The sequence below is a fragment of the Streptomyces sp. NPDC043685 genome (assembly GCF_056436585.1).
Genome location: NZ_JBWKCH010000010.1, coordinates 275,212 through 292,431, shown reverse-complemented (window position 1 = coordinate 292,431; position 17,220 = coordinate 275,212). Strand labels below are relative to the sequence as shown.

General features: G+C 75.8%; 18 protein-coding genes and 1 pseudogene. 12 read left to right on the top strand and 7 right to left on the bottom strand.

Annotation, left to right across the window (positions count from 1 at the left end; genetic code table 11):
- Nucleotides 1–2: 2 nt before the first annotated feature.
- Complete coding sequence (locus AC0665_RS30910) at nucleotides 3–857, bottom strand: fructosamine kinase family protein (RefSeq protein WP_478706258.1); 855 nt, start codon at nucleotides 855–857, stop codon at nucleotides 3–5.
- 284 nt (nucleotides 858–1,141) lie between these two features.
- Between AC0665_RS30910 and AC0665_RS30905 the strand changes: the two genes are divergently transcribed.
- A complete protein-coding gene (locus AC0665_RS30905) occupies nucleotides 1,142–1,465 on the top strand; it encodes a hypothetical protein (RefSeq protein WP_468413784.1) in 324 nt (107 codons plus the stop codon).
- A 15-nt stretch (nucleotides 1,466–1,480) separates the two neighbouring features.
- On the opposite strand, the gene AC0665_RS30900 is transcribed toward AC0665_RS30905, so the two are convergent.
- Nucleotides 1,481–2,014 (bottom strand): hypothetical protein, encoded by a 534-nt coding sequence (locus AC0665_RS30900; RefSeq protein ID WP_468413786.1) that lies wholly within the window; start codon nucleotides 2,012–2,014, stop codon nucleotides 1,481–1,483.
- Nucleotides 2,011–2,643 (bottom strand): hypothetical protein, encoded by a 633-nt coding sequence (locus AC0665_RS30895; protein ID WP_478706257.1) that lies wholly within the window; start codon nucleotides 2,641–2,643, stop codon nucleotides 2,011–2,013. Before AC0665_RS30895 ends, AC0665_RS30900 begins: the two co-directional genes overlap by 4 nt.
- Nucleotides 2,644–2,948: 305 nt before the next feature.
- Here AC0665_RS30895 and AC0665_RS30890 point away from each other — a divergent pair, with 305 nt between their 5' ends.
- From AC0665_RS30890 to rfaE2, 10 genes are all read left to right on the top strand, one after another.
- Complete coding sequence (locus AC0665_RS30890) at nucleotides 2,949–3,476, top strand: hypothetical protein (protein WP_366053372.1); 528 nt, start codon at nucleotides 2,949–2,951, stop codon at nucleotides 3,474–3,476.
- A 211-nt stretch (nucleotides 3,477–3,687) separates the two neighbouring features.
- Complete coding sequence (locus tag AC0665_RS30885; RefSeq protein WP_366053374.1) at nucleotides 3,688–4,653, top strand: NAD-dependent epimerase/dehydratase family protein; 966 nt, start codon at nucleotides 3,688–3,690, stop codon at nucleotides 4,651–4,653.
- Nucleotides 4,654–4,719: 66 nt separating this feature from the next.
- Nucleotides 4,720–6,396, top strand: coding sequence for a carbamoyltransferase family protein (locus AC0665_RS30880; RefSeq protein WP_478511035.1), 1,677 nt, complete (start codon nucleotides 4,720–4,722; stop codon nucleotides 6,394–6,396).
- Complete coding sequence (locus tag AC0665_RS30875) at nucleotides 6,393–7,466, top strand: glycosyltransferase family 2 protein (protein ID WP_478706256.1); 1,074 nt, start codon at nucleotides 6,393–6,395, stop codon at nucleotides 7,464–7,466. Before AC0665_RS30880 ends, AC0665_RS30875 begins: the two co-directional genes overlap by 4 nt.
- Nucleotides 7,463–8,071: a D-glycero-alpha-D-manno-heptose-1,7-bisphosphate 7-phosphatase gene (locus AC0665_RS30870; RefSeq protein WP_478706255.1), complete on the top strand. Its 609-nt coding sequence runs from the start codon at nucleotides 7,463–7,465 to the stop codon at nucleotides 8,069–8,071. Before AC0665_RS30875 ends, AC0665_RS30870 begins: the two co-directional genes overlap by 4 nt.
- Complete coding sequence (locus AC0665_RS30865) at nucleotides 8,068–9,141, top strand: glycosyltransferase family 9 protein (protein WP_478511038.1); 1,074 nt, start codon at nucleotides 8,068–8,070, stop codon at nucleotides 9,139–9,141. The genes AC0665_RS30870 and AC0665_RS30865 overlap by 4 nt, the downstream gene beginning before the upstream one ends.
- Nucleotides 9,138–10,103, top strand: a complete 966-nt coding sequence (locus tag AC0665_RS30860; protein WP_478610501.1) for a glycosyltransferase — start codon at nucleotides 9,138–9,140, stop codon at nucleotides 10,101–10,103. Before AC0665_RS30865 ends, AC0665_RS30860 begins: the two co-directional genes overlap by 4 nt.
- Nucleotides 10,100–11,377 carry a glycosyltransferase gene (locus tag AC0665_RS30855; RefSeq protein WP_478706254.1) on the top strand — a complete coding sequence of 426 codons (1,278 nt, stop codon included), beginning with the start codon at nucleotides 10,100–10,102 and terminating at the stop codon, nucleotides 11,375–11,377. Before AC0665_RS30860 ends, AC0665_RS30855 begins: the two co-directional genes overlap by 4 nt.
- Nucleotides 11,378–11,474: 97 nt before the next feature.
- Complete coding sequence (locus AC0665_RS30850; protein WP_468413802.1) at nucleotides 11,475–12,110, top strand: D-sedoheptulose-7-phosphate isomerase; 636 nt, start codon at nucleotides 11,475–11,477, stop codon at nucleotides 12,108–12,110.
- The gene (rfaE2, locus tag AC0665_RS30845) at nucleotides 12,107–13,504 is read left to right on the top strand and encodes a D-glycero-beta-D-manno-heptose 1-phosphate adenylyltransferase (RefSeq protein WP_478610495.1); all 1,398 of its coding nucleotides are present in this window, start codon (nucleotides 12,107–12,109) and stop codon (nucleotides 13,502–13,504) included. Before AC0665_RS30850 ends, rfaE2 begins: the two co-directional genes overlap by 4 nt.
- A gap of 409 nt (nucleotides 13,505–13,913) precedes the next feature.
- Here the strand turns inward: rfaE2 and AC0665_RS30840 are convergent, their stop codons facing one another.
- The 4 genes and pseudogenes from AC0665_RS30840 to AC0665_RS30825 all read right to left on the bottom strand — a co-directional run.
- Nucleotides 13,914–15,200: an MFS transporter gene (locus AC0665_RS30840; protein ID WP_478610565.1), complete on the bottom strand. Its 1,287-nt coding sequence runs from the start codon at nucleotides 15,198–15,200 to the stop codon at nucleotides 13,914–13,916.
- A gap of 346 nt (nucleotides 15,201–15,546) precedes the next feature.
- On the bottom strand, nucleotides 15,547–16,110 hold the full coding sequence (locus AC0665_RS30835; RefSeq protein WP_366053384.1) for a hemerythrin domain-containing protein: 564 nt from the start codon (nucleotides 16,108–16,110) through the stop codon (nucleotides 15,547–15,549).
- A 76-nt stretch (nucleotides 16,111–16,186) separates the two neighbouring features.
- Nucleotides 16,187–16,720: a DoxX family protein gene (locus AC0665_RS30830; RefSeq protein WP_366053385.1), complete on the bottom strand. Its 534-nt coding sequence runs from the start codon at nucleotides 16,718–16,720 to the stop codon at nucleotides 16,187–16,189.
- A 63-nt stretch (nucleotides 16,721–16,783) separates the two neighbouring features.
- Nucleotides 16,784–17,008, bottom strand: a pseudogene (locus tag AC0665_RS30825) (amidohydrolase); the annotation flags it as partial.
- A 50-nt stretch (nucleotides 17,009–17,058) separates the two neighbouring features.
- On the opposite strand from AC0665_RS30825, the gene AC0665_RS30820 reads away from it, so the two are divergent.
- On the top strand, nucleotides 17,059–17,163 hold the full coding sequence (locus AC0665_RS30820; RefSeq protein WP_478610493.1) for a hypothetical protein: 105 nt from the start codon (nucleotides 17,059–17,061) through the stop codon (nucleotides 17,161–17,163).
- The last annotated feature ends 57 nt before the right edge of the window (nucleotides 17,164–17,220 follow it).

Below are 17,220 nucleotides of genomic sequence, written 5' to 3'. Positions count from 1 at the left end.
GGTCACTCCGACAGGGCCGTACGGGCCACCGCCAGCGCCTGCTGCGCGTACCCGCGGCCGAACAGCACGGCGTGCACCAGCAGAGGGAACAGCTGGTGCACGCCGACGCGTGCGTCCCAGCCGTCCGCGAGCGGTGCCACCTGCTGGTAGCCCTCCAGCACCTGGTCCAGACGGGGACACCCGAACAGCCGCAGCATCGCCAGGTCCGTCTCCCGGTGCCCGCCGTGCGCGGCCGGGTCGATCAGCCGGACCCGTCCGTCGGCCGCCCACAGCACGTTGCCGCTCCACAGGTCCCCGTGCAGCCGCGCCGGCGGCTCGGCCGGCCCCGCGAGCGCCGGCAGCCGCTCGCACACCCGCTCCACGACCGCGGCCTCGCCGGCCCGTACGGCACCCTCATCGACCGCCTGCCGCAGATACGGCAGGACGCGCTGCTCGGCGTACCAGCGCGGCCAGTCGGCGCCCGGTTCGTTGCGCATCCGGGCGAGCCCGATGTACGCGTCGGCCGGCCCGTCCGGCGGCGGCGCGCCGAAGGCGGGCGCCCCGGCGGCGTGCAGCGCCGCGAGATCCCGGCCGAACCGCACCGCCGCCTCCCCGCTCGGCGGCCCCTGCGCCACCCGGTCGATGACCAGCCAGCCCTCCTCGTGCCCGTGCACCACCGGCACCCGCACGCTCCCGGCGGCGGCCAGCCAGCGCAACCCCGCCGCCTCGGCCCGTGCCGCCCCCGGCGGGTCGCACCGCTTGACGACCACGACCCGTCCGTCGTCCAGGGTGACCTCCGCGAGAGCCCCCGACAGGGGCCGCTCGCCACTGACCGCCCTCCCGGTGAGCCGGGCCACGACATCCGCGCGGGCGGTCATCCGCACTCCTTCTCCGTGCCGGTCGGTCGGCACTCAGCGTACGGCGACGCCGCTCGGCCTTCCGACCCGCAGTCGGGGTCGAGCGGCTGGATCTGCCGTGCGGGGCAGACGTCGAACTGCGGGCTGCCGGAGGCTTCCTCCGACAGCTGTGGCGAGATGCGGTACGCGCGGGCGAAGTCGCCGCGGTTCGATCCCGGGACATGCGCCACGCGCCGGTCACGCGGGACGGTGAAATCCCGTCGCCGGCCGACAGAACCGGTCACCGCCGGGGGAGCAGTCGGGGCATGACGAGTTCACCGTTCCAGCGCACCATCGCCCTGCCCGCCCCCGTGTGCGAACAGGCCGCACAGCATCTGGAGCAGGCCGCGCACCGGGCCATCGACGGCGCCGCGATCCCCCTGAAGGCCTTCCGCACGGCCGCCGACAACGACTTCGTCCTGCCCGTCACGATCGTCGAGCAGGCAGCGGCCTGCCTGCTCGTCCTCGCCACCGAGACCGCGCAGACCGTACGGCCCTCCGCCCTGCGCGCCACCATCAGCGTCGCCCTGCGGTTGCGCGACGCCGTGCAACTGACCCATCAGCCCGCCCTCAGCACCAGGTTCTGGTGAGCGCGGCCCGGCACCTCACGCCCCGCGGAAGGCGACCTCGACCTGCCGGTGGCGCAGCTCCTCCAGCGTGGTGTGCTGCCGCCGGGCGCGTTCGATGAGCTCGTCGAGCTGCCGCGCGTCGAGCCGCGGGTCCGTGGCGGCGAGATCACGGAGGGTCTCCCATCCCGCGAGCTTGCCCTCCACACCGAGTGCCAGCGCCTCCAGTTCCCACAGCGTGCTCAGCGGCGAGCGCCGTACCAGGCTGCCGTTGCTCTTCAGCCGCCCCACCTGCTCGACCGCCCGGCCCGCGTAGACCTTGTAGCGGCGCACCGGCACGTCCAGGCGCCGCATGACGTGAAGCAGGCTCGTCCGGTCGTCGGCCATCTCGGCGGCGACCGGGGCCAGCGCGTCCGCGAGCGGAGAGCCGGCACATGAGCGCAGCAGATAGCGCACCCGCGCGGTCCCCGCGGTGGCACCGGCGAGGTGGTCGTTGAGGTAGATGCCGAGCAGGGACGTGTCGGTGGCCGGGGTACGCGGGGCGTCCGGCGCATCCGCTCGCTGTTCCGTCATGACGCGGCTCCTGTCGTACTCCGGTCCTGCTCCACGGCCACCCTCGTGGTGATCCGTACGAGACAGGGAGGGCGGGGTGTCGAGCCGGTCCCGAAACGCACGGGCGGCTCGACCGGGGCGAGGGCGCCGAGGCTCTCGCCGTCGCGGGTGACGGTGGCCGAGGTGACCGGGTGCAGGTCCCGGGCGCCGTACCACTGGTGCCGTCCGTCCCGGGCGCTGCCGTGGGTGCGTGCTCCCAGCAGGAGACGGGCGGGCCGGTCCCACAGGGCGAGCCAGCGCGGATGCGTGGCGAGCCGGACCGGCACCGCCCGCAGCGCGAGACCCGGCAGGTTGCGGCGGCCGGTGCTGAAGCGCAGGCCGAACGGCGGGGCTGTCACCGTCCAATGACGCCGGTCGGCGATCCGCACCTCGACCGGGACCACCCGCACCTTGTCGAAGACATACGTGGCGGCGACGAAGCCGGCCGTCTCCGGCGTGGGTGCCAGCAGCAGCCGCCGGCCGTCGGCCTCCTCGACCATCACGTCGCTGAACACCCCGAACGGGGACCGCGGCCAGTGCCCGAGCACCACGCGGACGCCGGAGGCCGTGCCGATCCCCGCGATCCAGCCGTCGAAGCGCAGCGAGCGCACCGGCGACCGGGCACCTGCACGCCGGGCCGGACCAGCGGTTCCGGGTCCGTGGGACGACACGCGGGCCGGGTGCCCGGCCCTTTTGCGGCGAAACGGGAGGAACACCGCACGGTGCCTCTTCCCCGGCCTGTACGCGTCACCACAGCCGGGAAACCTGCCGGCGCCCCGACGCCCTCGCGGCTGCCGGGGCCGGCCGGTGTGGCCGAGGCCACGTCCCGGACGAGGTCCCGGTCACGTCCGGGTGCCCGAAGCGGCGGTTACCTTCTACGACCACACCCCGCTCCCTTCCCTCGGACGGCCCGGCAGTGCAAGCAGATCTCTCCCCGGTCATCGCGGCGACCGCCCAGTGGCTGACCCGCGCCTTCCCCGCCTCCGGCGGCGCGCTGTCCTCCGCCCTGTGCGAGGTGCAGGCCCGGCAGGCTGTGACCGTCGCGGCCTGGCTGAGATACCCGACGGCGATGGACGCCGCCCTGCTCGGCCTGGCGGGACCGGGCGGCTCCGGGCGGCTCGACTGGGTCACCGGTGCCGACGCCGCCCTGGGCGACGACCCGGACGCGCACGCCTGGCGCACCTGGGTGGACGAGGTCGTGGCGAGCTGGGCGGCCTGCCTGCTCACCGACCCGGAGCTGGCCGCCCGGGCCGTGACGGCGCTCGCCGACGGCGGCCACGACGCCGGGTCACGGTCCGGGTTCCGCCGGCTGATCGCGCCCGACGACAACGACCGGAGGGCCGCCGCCCTGCTGCGCCACCCGGACCTGCTCGCCCCCGTCGCCGGTCTGCACCAGGACCAGCTGCTCGCCCGTCTGAACCCGGGCCGCACGCTGATCGCCTGACGCACCCTCTCCCGCCGCGCCGGCCCGCACGGACGACCCGTCGGCCGCTCACCTCACCCTCCGTGACTCACCCGTGTGCCGTACGCGACCGTGCCGCGCCCGCACGGTCGGCGGACTCTGATCGTGGGCCCGACGGCCCTCCGGTCCGTGTTCGCCGGTCCGGGGCGCACCCGTCGTGCCGAGCCGCACCGCCGACGGAGGAGAGACCGACATGGCCACCGCACTCTCGCGCAACTGGGAACACGCCGTCGTCACCGGTGGCGCCGGGTTCGTCGGCTCCCATCTGTGCGCCGCCCTGCTGGACGCCGGCGCGGCCGTCACCTGCGTCGACGACTTCAGCACCGGGCGGCCCGAGAACATATCGCCGCTGCTCGAACGGCCCGGCTTCACCCTGGTCCAGGCGAACGTCACCGAAGGACTGCGGATCAAGCGGCCACCGGACCTCGTCCTGCACTTCGCCTCCCCGGCGTCCCCCGCCGACTACCTGCGCCTGCCGCTGCACACCATGGAGACCGGCAGCCTCGGCACCCGCAACGCCCTGGAACTCGCGCACTCCTCCCGCGCCCGCTTCGTCCTCGCCTCGACCTCCGAGGTCTACGGCGACCCCCAGCAGAACCCGCAGGACGAGCGCTACTGGGGCAACGTCAACCCCGTTGGCCCCCGCAGCGTCTACGACGAGGCCAAGCGCTTCGGCGAGGCGCTGACCACCGCACACGCCGACACTCACGGCACCGACACCTGCATCGTGCGGCTGTTCAACACCTACGGCCCCCGCATGCGCGGCCACGACGGGCGCGCGGTGCCGACCTTCGTCCGGCAGGCACTGGCCGGCGAGCCGCTCACCGTGACCGGCGACGGCCGCCAGACCCGCTCGCTGTGCTACGTCGACGACACCGTGCGCGGCGTCCTCGCCGCCGCCGCCCACGGCATGCGCGGCCCCGTGAACATCGGCAACCCGACCGAGATCACCATGCTCGACCTGGCCCGCCTGGTCGTGGAACTCGCCGGGTCACCCTCGGAGATCCGCTACATCGAACGCCCGGTGGACGACCCGGCCGTGCGCTGCCCGGACATCACCCTGGCCCGCGACAAGCTCGGCTGGGACCCGCAGGTGCGCGCCGAGGAGGGACTGCGGCGCACGATCGCCTGGTTCCGCGAGGCCGGCAGCGAGGAGTGACCCCGACCGGGCACCTCGCACCGCCGCGTCCGGACCTCTCCCGACCGCCGAAAGGCCCGTCTGCCCATGCGCATCCTCGGAATCAACGCCCTCTTCCACGACCCCGCCGCCGCCCTGGTGATCGACGGACGGACCGTCGCAGCCGCCGAGGAGGAGCGGTTCTCCCGCCGCAAACACGGCAAGAGACCCCTGCCGTTCTCCGCCTGGGAACTGCCCGAACGGGCCGCGGCCTGGTGCCTGAAGCGGGCCGGGCTGCGTCCGCAGGACCTCGACGCGGTCGCCTACTCCTTCGACCCGGCCCTCGCCCGCCCGGCCGGGGACATGGGCCTGGACGACCCGTGGGACCACCTGCGGCAGACCTACGCCCGTGAGGCACCCGGCTTCCTGAAGGCCGCCCTGCCGGGCCTCGACCCGGCCCTCGTGCGGTTCGTGCCGCACCACATGGCCCACGCCGCCTCCAGCGCCTTCGCCGCACCGGACGCCGGGAACTCCTCCGTCCTGGTCCTGGACGGCCGCGGCGAACGCGCCTCCCACCTGGCGGCGCGCCGGGTCGGCGACCGCCTGGAGGCGCTGCACGCGCAGGACCTGCCGCACTCGCTCGGCCTGGTCTACGAGGAGCTCACCGAACACCTCGGTTTCCTGCGCTCCTCCGACGAGTTCAAGGTGATGGCCCTCGCCTCCCACGGCACCCCGCGCATGCTCACCGCACTGCGCCGCCACGTGTACCCCACCGGGGACGGCGGGTTCCACGCCACCGGCGTGCCCTGGCACGAGCTGTGCCCGCCCCGCGGCCCGGACGAGCCCTGGACCCAGGCCCACGCCGATGTCGCCGCCAGCGCCCAGGCCGTGCTGGAGGAGACCCTGCTCGACCTGGTGCGCTGGCTGCACGGGCGGACCCACGACCGGGTGCTCACCCTCGCCGGTGGCGTCGCCCTCAACTGCGTCGCCAACTCCCGTATCGCCCGCGAGGGTCCGTTCTCCCGCGTGTGGGTGCAGCCCGCGGCGGGCGACGCCGGTACCGCGCTGGGAGGCGCCCTGCTGTTGTCCGCCGTCCAGGGCGACGAACCGGAGGCCATGGCCGGCGCCGACCTCGGCCGGGAGTGGTCCGACGCCGAGCTCGCGGCCTGGCTGAAGACCGCCGCCGTACCGTTCGAACGGCCCCCGGACATCGCCGCGACCGTCGCCCGCGCCCTGGCCGACAACGGGATCGTCGCCTGGTTCCAGGGCCGCTCCGAGTACGGCCCGCGCGCCCTCGGGCACCGCTCCCTGCTGGCCCACCCCGGGCACGCGGGCAACCTGGAGCGGCTCAACGACGTCAAGGGCCGCGAGCAGTTCCGGCCCGTCGCCCCGATGGTCCTGGCCGACCGCGCCGCCGAGATCTTCGACGGCCCGCTGCCCAGCCCGTACATGCTGTTCGTGCACGACGTGGCCCCCGCCTGGCGGGACCGCATCCCCGCCGTGGTGCACGTGGACGGCACCGCCCGGATCCAGACCGTCGACCCGGACCGCGAACCGCTCGTCGCCCGGATGCTCGGCGAGTTCGAGCGGCTCACCGGGGTGCCCGTGGTCGTCAACACCAGCCTCAACACCGCCGGCCGGCCCATGGTCGACGACCCGCGCGACGCCCTGGAGTGCTTCGGCTCCTCACCCGTCGACCTGCTGGCCATCGGCCCGTACGCGATCCGGCGCGGCGACCTCTTCCGTACCGAATCCCGCAGCGACGACGCCGGAGACCCCCGATGACCGCACCCGACGCCCCGGCGCGCGACGCCGAGTACGCCGTCGTGATCCCCACCCTCGGCCGGCCCAGCCTGAGCGCCTGTCTGCACGCCCTCGCCGAGGCGAGCGGGCCGGGCCCCGTCCGGGTGGTCCTGGTCGACGACCGGCCCGACACGGCGCGGATGCCGCTGACCGCCGACGTGCCGCCCTCGCTGAGGGCCCGGACCATCGTCGTGCCCGGCGGGGCGCGCGGACCCGCCGCCGCACGCAACCTCGGCTGGCGTGCCGCCGGTGACGTGACCTGGATCGTCTTCCTCGACGACGACGTCGTCCCCGGACCCACCTGGGGCGACGACCTGACCCTGGACCTGGCCGCGGCCACCGAGCGGACCGCCGGGATCACCGCCCGCATCGAGGTGCCCCTGCCCGCCGGCCGGCGCCCCACGGACTGGGAACGCAACACGGCCGGACTCGCCGGCGCCCACTGGATCACCGCCGACATGGCCTACCGCAGGACGGCGCTGGTGGCCGTCGGCGGATTCGACGAACGCTTCCGGCGGGCCTTCCGCGAGGACGCCGACCTCGCCCTGCGCATGCTCGACGCCGGGTGGACGCTCACCGGCGGCCGACGCGCCACCACCCACCCGGTCCGGCCCGCCGGGCGCTGGACCTCCGTCCGCCTCCAGGCCGGCAACGCCGACGACGTGCTGATGACCCGGCTGCACGGCCGCCACTGGTGGCGCCGGGCGGAAGCACCCCGCGGGCGCCTGCCCCTGCACCTGGCCGTGACCGGAGCGGGAGTGGCGGCGGCCGGCTGCGCCCTGCTGGGCCGGCACCGGGCCGCCGCGGCCTGCGCCACCGCGTGGCTGGCCGGCACCACCGAGTTCGCCCTCGCCCGGATCCTGCCCGGGCCGTGCACCCGCGACGAGATCCTCACCATGACGCTCACCAGCGCCCTCGTCCCGCCCGCCGCGACCTGGCACTGGCTGCGCGGACGGCTCGCGCACCGGGGGGCCCGGCCGCACACCGCGTCCGGCGGCAGTCAGCCGACGACCGCACCCCGCCCGGCGGCCCGGGAACGGCTGCGGTCATGACGCCGCCCCTCGGCCCCTGGCTGCTTCCCGGGGACGTGCGGCAGCGCCCGTACGACCCGCACAGCCCCTTGCCCGCGGCGGTCCTGTTCGACCGCGACGGCACGCTCGTCGCCGACGTGCCCTACAACGGCGACCCCGCGCGCGTCACCCCGATGCCGGGCGCACGGGAGGCCGTGGACGCCGTCCGCGCGGCCGGGGTGCCCGTCGGTGTCGTGACCAACCAGTCGGGCGTGGCCCGGGGCCTGCTGACCCGCCGCCAGGTGGAGGCCGTACTGCTGCGGGTGGAGGAACTGCTGGGGCCGTTCGCCCTCTGGGCCGTGTGCCCGCACGGGCCGGGGGAGGGCTGCGGGTGCCGCAAACCGGCGCCGGGCCTGATCCTGGCAGCCTGCCGCCGGCTCGCCGTCCCGCCCGGCCGCACCGTGGTGATCGGTGACATCGGAGCGGACATGCGGGCCGCCCGCGCGGCCGGGGCCCGCGGAGTGCTGGTGCCCACGCCCGTCACCCGGACCGAGGAGATCGTGGCCGCCGAGACCACGGCGGCCGACCTGCCCCAGGCCGTGCGTCTCGTGCTGGACGCCGCCGTGCCGACCGGGGAGGCGCGATGAGCCCTCCGCCCTCCCGCGCCCGCCTTCCCCGCACCCTCGTGGTCCGCCTCGACAGCTCCGGGGACGTGCTGCTGGCCGGGCCCGCCGTACGGGCCGTCGCCGCCGGATCCTCGTACACCGCGCTGCTGTGCGGACCACAGGGCGCCGCGGCCGGGCGGATGCTGCCCGGCGTCGACGACGTGCTGGTCCACGACGCGCCCTGGGTCGGACTGGAACCGCCCCCGGTCACGCGGACGGCCACCCGGCAGCTGATGCGCGCGCTCACCGCGGGCCGCTTCGACCGGGCGCTCGTGCTGGTGTCGTACCACCAGAGCCCGCTGCCGATCGCCCTGCTGCTGAAGCTCGCCGGCATCGGATGGACCGCCGCCGACAGCGAGGACTACCCCGGGGCGCTGCTCGACCTCAGACACCACAGGCTGCCCCACCGGCACGAGGCGGTGGCCGCCCTCGACCTCGCGAGGGCCGCGGGCTTCGCGCTCCCGCCCGGGGACGACGGCCGCCTGCGCGTCCTGCCGCCGCCGCACACCACCCACCTCACCGGCCCCGAGCCGTATCTCGTCCTGCACCCCGGCGCGGCCGTGCCCGCGCGGGCCTGGACCCCGGGACGAGCGGCACGGGCCGTCGCCGCGCTGGCCGGAGCGGGCCACCGCGTGGTGGTCACCGGGGGACACGCCGAGCGCGAACTGACGGCACGGGTCGCCGGCCGGCACGCCCTGGACCTCGGCGGTGCCACCGACCTGCCGCATCTGGCCGGAGTCCTCGCCGGTGCCCGGGCCGTGGTCGCCGGGAACACCGGCCCGGCGCATCTGGCCGCCGCCGTGGGCACCCCCGTGGTCAGCCTCTTCGCGCCGGTCGTGCCCGCCGAACGGTGGGCCCCCCACGGCGTGCCGCACGTCCTGCTCGGCGACCCGCACGCCCCGTGCGCCGAGACCCGGGCCCGGCACTGCCCCGTCCCCGGGCACCCCTGCCTCGACGGCATCGGTGACGCCGAGGTGCTCGCCGCCGTGGCGGCCCTCACCGACCGCCCGGCGGACCGGGGAGAACAGACCGAGCGAGGAGCGGCCGTATGAACATCCTGCTGTGGCACGTGCACGGCTCCTGGACGACCGCCTTCGTCCAGGGCCCGCACACCTACCTCGTCCCCGTCACCCCCGACCGCGGCCCGGACGGCCTCGGGCGGGCCCGCACCTTCACCTGGCCCGCCACGGTCCGCGAGGTCACCCCCGAGGAGCTGTGCGACACGCCTGTCGACCTGGTCCTCCTCCAGCGGCCGCACGAGGCGGCACTCGCCGAGCGCTGGCTCGGGGGACGCCGCCCGGGCCGGGACGTGCCCGCGGTGTACCTGGAGCACAACGCGCCCGACGGCGACGTACCCGACACCCGGCACCCGAGCGCGGACCGCGACGACCTGACGCTGGTGCACGTCACGCACTTCAACCGGCTGTTCTGGGACAGCGGAACCACCCGCACCGAGGTGATCGAACACGGCATCGTCGACCCGGGCCACCGCTACAGCGGCCGGCTCGCCCGCGCCGCCGTCGTCGTCAACGAACCCGTGCGGCGCGCCCGGTACACCGGCACCGACCTGCTGCCCGCCCTCGCCGAGGCCGTCCCGCTCGACGTGTTCGGCATGGGCACCGAGGACCTGGCAGCCCACCTCGGCCTCGCACCCGACCGCTGCCGCACCGGCGACCTCCCGCAGAGCGAGCTGCACACGGCCCTGGCCGAACGCCGCATGTACCTGCACCCGGTGCGCTGGACCTCCCTCGGCCTGTCCCTGCTGGAGGCCATGCACCTCGGCCTGCCCGTGCTGGCCCTCGCCACCACCGAGGCGGTCGAGGCGGTCCCGCCCGGCGCCGGCACCCTGACCACCCGCCCCGACGTCCTGGCCCGCGCCGCCCGCCGCTACCTCCACGAACCCGAGGCCGCGGCCGCGGACGGAGCCCGCGCCCGCCAGGCGGCCCTCGAACGCTACGGGCTCAAGCGCTTCCTGTCCGACTGGGAGCGCCTGATCACGGAGGTGTGCTCATGACCCCGTCCCTCAGCCCCTTCCCCGCCGGGCCGCTCGGCGGCGACCCGCTCGACCCGGGCGTCCTCGCCATCGCGCTGGTCTCCGAGCACGCCAGCCCCCTCGCCACACTCGGCGGAGTCGACGCCGGCGGGCAGAACGTCCACGTCGCCTGCCTGGCCGGCGCGCTCGCCGACCGCGGACACCGCGTCACCGTCTACACCCGCCGCGACGCGCCCGACCCGCCCTGCCGGGTGGCACTGCGCGACGGAGTGGAGGTGCACCACGTGCCCGCCGGGCCGGCCGAACCGCTGCCCAAGGACGCCCTGCTGCCGCACATGGACGAGTTCGGCCGGTACCTCGTCCGCAGCTGGCGCACCCGGGCCCCCGACCTCGTGCACTCCCACTACTGGATGTCGGGCCTGGCCGCGCTGCGCGCCACCCGCGAGCACGGCCTGCCCCTGCTGCACACGTACCACGCCCTCGGCACGGTGAAGCGACGGCACCAGCGGCTCGCCGACACCAGCCCGCCGGAGCGGATCCCCGGCGAGATCGAGATCGGCCTTGGCTGCGACCGTGTCATCGCCACCTGCCGGGACGAGGCCCACGAACTGGCCCGCATGGGCATTCCCCCGCACCAGGTGGGCATCGTGCCGTGCGGTGTCGACCCCGACCGGTTCACCCCGAAGGGCCCGGCCGCCCCGCGCGGACCGTACCCGCACCGGATCCTCCAGCTGGGCCGGCTCGTACCGCGCAAGGGCGCCGCCGTCACCATCGCCGCGCTGGCCCGGCTGCCCGGCACCGAACTGGTCGTGGCCGGCGGACCGCCCGCCGACCGGCTCGACGGCGACCCGGAGGTGCGCCGGCTGCGGGGCATCGCCCGGGACGCCGGGGTAGCCGACCGGGTCCGCTTCACCGGCGCCCTGCCCAGCGAGCAGGTGCCGGCACTGCTGCGCTCCGCCGACGTGGTGGTGTGCCCCGCCGACTACGAACCCTTCGGCATCGTCCCGCTGGAGGCCATGGCCTGCGGCGTGCCCGTGGTGGCCAGCGCGGTCGGCGGGCAGCTCGACACCGTCGCCGACCCCGGCACCGGACGGCTGGTGCCGCCCCGCGACCCGGTGGCCCTGGCCCACGCCGTCGCCGGGCTGCTCGCCGACCCGGCCGCCCGCGCGGCCTGCGGGGCGGCCGGGCGCCGCCGGGTGCTGAGCCGGTACGGCTGGGGCCAGGTCGCCGCGGCCACCGAGGCCGCCTACTGCGAGGTCCTCGACACCGAAACCGCGGCGACCGGCGCGGGCTGACCGCCCCGTCCCCGACCCGACGACCAGCCGACAGCAGCCGACGTCCGAAGGAGGTGTGGGCTCGCCGCCGTCACCCACGGCGGTACGCCCGACCGACATGAGCGAACCCTCCGCACACCACGCCCTGGAAGCCGCGCGCCTGCACTGCCGGTCCCTGGAGGAAGCCCTCGCCCGGTTCCGCACGCACGGCCTGGACCGGATCGCCGACTGGGGCGGCCGGCTCGCCGACGTCCTCGGCGGCGGCGGCCGGCTGCTCGCCGCGGGCAACGGCGGCAGCGCCGCGCAGGCCCAGCACCTCACCGCCGAACTGGTCGGCCGCTACCGCCAGGAACGCCGCGCCTACTCCGCGCTCGCGCTGCACGCCGAGACGTCCAGCATGACCGCCATCGGCAACGACTACGGCTTCGACCACGTCTACGCCCGTCAGGTCACCGCCCACGGCCGCCCCGGCGACATCCTGCTGCTGCTCTCCACCTCCGGCCGCAGCCCCAACCTCATCGCCGCCGCCGTCACCGCCCGGCAGGCCGGACTGCGCGTGTGGGCCCTGACCGGCCGTGGCCCGAACCCCCTCGCCGAAGCCGCCCACGAAGCGCTGTGCGTCGACGCCGGCAGCACCGCCAACGTCCAGGAGACCCACCTGGTCGCCGTGCACCTGCTCTGCGAATGCTTCGACACGGCCGTGTCCACTCCGCTCGCCCGGCGCGCGGTCCTCACCCGGGGGAGCACCTCATGACCGGCCCGCGTCCTCTGGCCGTCGTCGGGGACGTCCTGCTCGACGAGGACATCGAGGGTGTCTCCACCCGGCTCGCCCCGGACGCCCCGGCCCCCGTCGTCGACGTCACCGGCGACCGCCGCCACCCGGGCGGTGCCGGGCTCGCCGCCGCTCTCGCCGCCCGCGGTGGCCGGGACGTGGTCCTGGTGACGGCGCTCGGCGACGACGACGCCAGCGAGGCGGTGCGGCGCGACCTGCGCGGCCGGGTCCGGCTGCTGGAGATCCCGCTGCACGGCACTCTGCCGGTCAAGACCCGCGTCCTCGCGGGCGGGCGGCCCGTCGTCCGCATCGACCGGGGCGGCGGCACCCCCGGCGAACCAGGTGACACGGTCCGTGCGGCCCTGGCCGACGCGCACGCCGTGCTCGTCGCCGACTACGGCCGGCACACCGCGGGCGCCCTGCGGCCGCTCCTCGAGGACGTCGCCCGCCGCACCCCGCTGGTGTGGGACCCGCACCCCCAGGGCGACCCGCCCGTGCCCGGGGCCCGGCTGGTCACCCCCAACGCGGCGGAGGCGCGGGCCCTGCATCCGGGCTCCGGAGGGACCACCCTGGGCGCCTACGCCGAGCGGGGGGCGCGGCTGGCCGAGCGCTGGCGGGCCGCCGGTGTCGCCGTCACCCTCGGCGAACGGGGGGTGCTGCTGGCCCGGCCGGGCTCGGGCACCCCGATGCTCGTGCCGGTGCCCTACCGGGCCGCCGGGGACCCCTGCGGCGCGGGCGACTGCTTCGCCGCCACGACGGCGGCGGCCCTCGCCGACGGACTGCTCCCCGAGGAGGCGGTGCAGCGGGCGGTGGCCGAGGCGGCCGCGTTCGTCGCGGCGGGCGGCGCGGGCAACCCCGACCTGTGGCGGACCGAACCCGCGCCCCGTCCCGAGGACGAGCCCGAGACCGACGCGTTCGGTCTCGCCGAGCGGGTCCGGGCCCGCGGCGGCACCGTCGTCGCCACCGGCGGCTGCTTCGACCTGGTGCACGCCGGTCACGTCGGTCTGCTGGAGAGCGCCCGGCGCATCGGCGACTGCCTCATCGTGTGCCTGAACTCCGACGCCTCCGTCGCCCGCCGCAAGGGGCCGGGCCGCCCGCTGAACCCGGCGGCGGACCGGGCCCGCGTCCTGGCCGCGCTCGGCAGCGTCGACGCCGTCGTGGTCTTCGAGGAGGACACTCCGGAGGCGGTCCTGGCCCGGCTGCGGCCGGACGTCTGGGTCAAGGGCGGCGACTACTCCGTCCAGGACCTGCCCGAGGCGCGCACACTGCGCGCCTGGGGAGGCCAGGCCGTCGTCCTGCCCTACCTCGACGGCCGCTCCACGACCCTGCTGGCCCGCCGGGCGGCGAAGGCGGCGGAGGAGGCGCTGGGAAGGTAGGCCCACGGCGACGCCGGCGCCCTCGCCGCCGGGCATGCGGCCGACGGCTTCCGCCTTCGGCCCGGCCCGGGCAGCCCGTGGCAGCTGCTCCAGGAACTCGGACGGGCGCGCTCAGGCCGCCGGGCTCAGCGCCGGCTGAGCCGGTACGTCGTGCTCCTCGGTGAGGAGCATCACCGGGGCCGTGGAACGGCGCCGTCGCAGCAGGGAGCCCGCCCCGATCGCGCCGGCGATGAGCAGCCCGCCGGTGACGAGGGCGCGGGCGCGCTCAGGCCGCCGGGCTCAGCGCCGGCTTAACCGGCATGTCGTGCTCCTCTGGGAGGAGCATCGGCGGCACGGGGCCACCGGCCGGCGCGTCCTGGCGTGCCGGGCGTTCGAGCTCTTCGGCCTCCGGATGCCCGGCCGGGGGCCCTCAGGCCGCCGGGCTCAGCGCCGGCTTGACCGGCATGTCGTGCTCCTCGGTGCGGAGCATCACCGGGGCCGTGGGACGGCGCCGTCGCAGCAGGGAGCCCGCTCCGATCGCGCCGGCGATGAGCAGCCCGCCGGTGACGAGGGCGCCGCGGGGCCCGGCCAGCTCCATGAGGAGGCCGAGTGCGGGCGGGCCGCCCAGACCCCACACCGTGCCGATGCTGCCCCACACCCCCAGCACCCGGCCCCGCAGATGCGGCGGCGGGTCGGTCTGGAGGACCGCCGTACCGGCGGTGTCGGAGACGGACTCCACCACCGCCATCGGCAGCACCAGGGCGATCAGCACCGCCATCGACGGTGACAGCCCCGCCACCACCTGCAACAGTGCCCCGGCGGCCGCGAGCGCGCCCACCAGCCGCACCGACGGCCGGCGCAGCCGGGCGCCGAGCACCGCCCCGAGGATGCCGCCGACGGCGAGCACCGTCGACACCGTGCCGAACGCCCCGGCGCCTCCGGCGAGCGGCCCGGTGACGAGCACGGCCAGGGTCAGCCCGTAGTTGCGGCCGAACACGGAGCTGATCCCGGTCACCCCTGCCAGGGCGACCAGGCGCGGCCGCCGCACGAAGTAGGCCAGGCCCTCGCGCACGGTCAGGTCGGCACCGGTGTGCTCCGGGGCCGGGGCGTCCTGCGGCGCCGCACCGGGCGCGGGGCGCAGGAACGGGATGACCGCGGCCACGAACAGGAACGACAGCCCGTTGCCGAAGTAGGCGGCGGACGTGCCGAGGAACCCGACCGCGACACCGGCCATGGCCGCGCCGACCAGCCGTCCCGCCTGGTGCACCAGCGCGCCGACCCCGATGGCCGAGGGCACGTCCTCCGCCGGCACGAGGTCGTTGCCCAGCAGGGCGCAGGCCGGGTTGTCGACGGTCGCGACGACGCCCGTGACGGCGGCCAGCACCATCAGCGAGGTCATGTCGATCCGGTCCAGCGCCACGAGAACGGCCGTGGTGAACGCGATCATGCCGAGCACCGCCTGGCTCACGGCTGCCGTGAGCTTGCGGGGCCACCGGTCGACGGCGGCCCCGCCCACCACGCTGATCAGCAGCGCGGGGGCGGCCTGCACGGACATGGACAGCCCGGTCGCGGCGGCGGACCCGGTGATCTGCAGGACCAGCAGGTTCTGCACGGTGAGCTGCATCCACGTACCGGCGTTCGACACGAAGTTCGCGACGGACCACCAGCGCATGCTGCGGTACCGCAGGGCACGCCAGGGTGAACGGGAGGCAGGCAGGGCGGGGGAGGGGAAGGTAGACACAGTGCGGTACTCGAAGACGAGTCGGAGGACTCAGCAGGAGGGGGACGAGGGAGCGTGTCACACCGGCGGCGCTGCACGGCGGCGTCCCTCGACGGGTACGGCGCCGACCATCGTGGCAGAGGGGACCGGACAAGCGGTTCCACCTCGCCCCGGCCCGCCGCCCGAGGCCTCCCAAACACCCTGGCGCGCACATGTGTTGAGGCCGTAGTGCGTTTGATCACACGCACACGGAAGCGGGGCCCGTCGCCTCTGCGACGGGCCCCGCTCGCGCGGTGAGCTGCCTGCGGTGAGCTGCCTGCGGTGTCCTGCTCGGAGCGGTGACCTACTCGGACGAGCCGCGGCCGCTCAGCGCGTCCCGCAGGCGGTCGATCATGCCGGCGCCCGGAGCCAGGAGCTTGTTCGCCGGAGGCTTGTCCGGCGCGGCCGGGTGCGGCCGGGTCGGGGCGGTCTTCTTCGCCTTGCGCACCTTGTCGCCCAGCTCGTCGAGCGTGTCCATCGGACAGGCCTGCCGCAGCCGGGGGAAGAGGTTGCCCTCCTCGTCGGCGATGTGCGAGCGGATCTCGCTCATCAGCATGCCCATCAGCCGGTCGAAGTCGGCGTCGCCCGCGTCACAGCCCTCCAGATCCTTCATGATTTGCTCGGCCGTGGCGTGATCCCGCAGCTCCTGGTCGGCCAGGGCGTCCCCACCCGCCACGTGCTCGCGTACGGCGGGGTAGAGGTAGGCCTCCTCGGCCACCGAGTGGCGTACGAGTTCCATCGTGACCTGGTCGGCGTACATCTTGCGGTCCTGGTGGCCGGACGGGAGTGCCTCGATCCTGCCGAACATCTCCTCGACCTCGCGGTGATCGGTCACCAGTTCGTCGATGACGTTTCCTCCGTGTCCCATGTCCTTCACCTCCAGCGCCCGGGTCCCCCCGGCCTCTCGGGGTTAACGCGCGGTCCGGCCGGTGCCGCCCGGCGGCTCAGGCGGGGAGCTTGGCCCGGACGCGACCGGCCGCGGCGGCCGGGCGGGCGGTGGCGCGCACGGAACGGCGCACCAGACCCGCGTCGCGCCGCAGACCCCGGGCCGCGTGCGTGCCGCGCCACACCACCGAGGGGCGCGCGCCGGTGTCGTCGGCGGCGATCAGCAAGCCGCCGAGCATGGACATGTTCTTGAAGAAGTGGATGCGCTGCTGCGCCCGCTCCTCGGGGTCGTCCGCCTCCCAGAAACGGTGCCCCGCCAGTGTGGTCGGCACCAGCGTGGCGGCGATGGCCAGCGCGGCCGGACGCGGCATGCGCCCCGTGGCCAGCATCAGCCCCGCCACGACCTGGACCGCGCCGCTCAGCCGCACGACCTGCTCGGTGCGGTCCGGCAGGGCCGAGACGCGTTCGGTGACGGGTCGGACGACAGGCTCGGCGGCGTCGGCGACCTGTTTCGGATCGCGGACGGAGTTCATGCCGCCCGTGAGGAACATCGAGGCCAGCATGGGGCGGCCGAGCACACGCAACAAACTCATGGCCCTCTCCAGGGAGTCGGTGGGTACAGCGCTCGCCGGGTTCCCCAGCCGGAGCCGAACCACTCACACCGCCCGGTGCCGTGCCCACGCGCGCTCGCGCAGTTCCCCCGACAGCAGGACGTCGGCCGCGGTGCACGCGAGGGCCTCGGTGGCCGCCACCAGCACCTCGCGGGCCCGGGGCGAGGCTGCCGCCCCGGCGGACTCCGGCGTGTGGTCGGAACCGTCCTCGCCCATGATCGCGACGAACGGGTGGATGGCCGGCACCCGCGTGCTGACGTTGCCGACGTCCCGGTCGAGCACGTGCCCGCCGAGCGGGCCGGGGACGGATCTCCGCGGAGATGACCCGCCCCTGTCCGCCGGGCGTCCCCGCGGTGGCTCCCGGCGAGGTCATCACCGACGCGGTGCTGGACTGCCTCCGCAGCGCGTGGAGCACGGCGTCCTGATCCCGGACGCGGCCGATTCCTCCATGCGCACGCTGCGGGTCATGGCCCGCGAGGTGG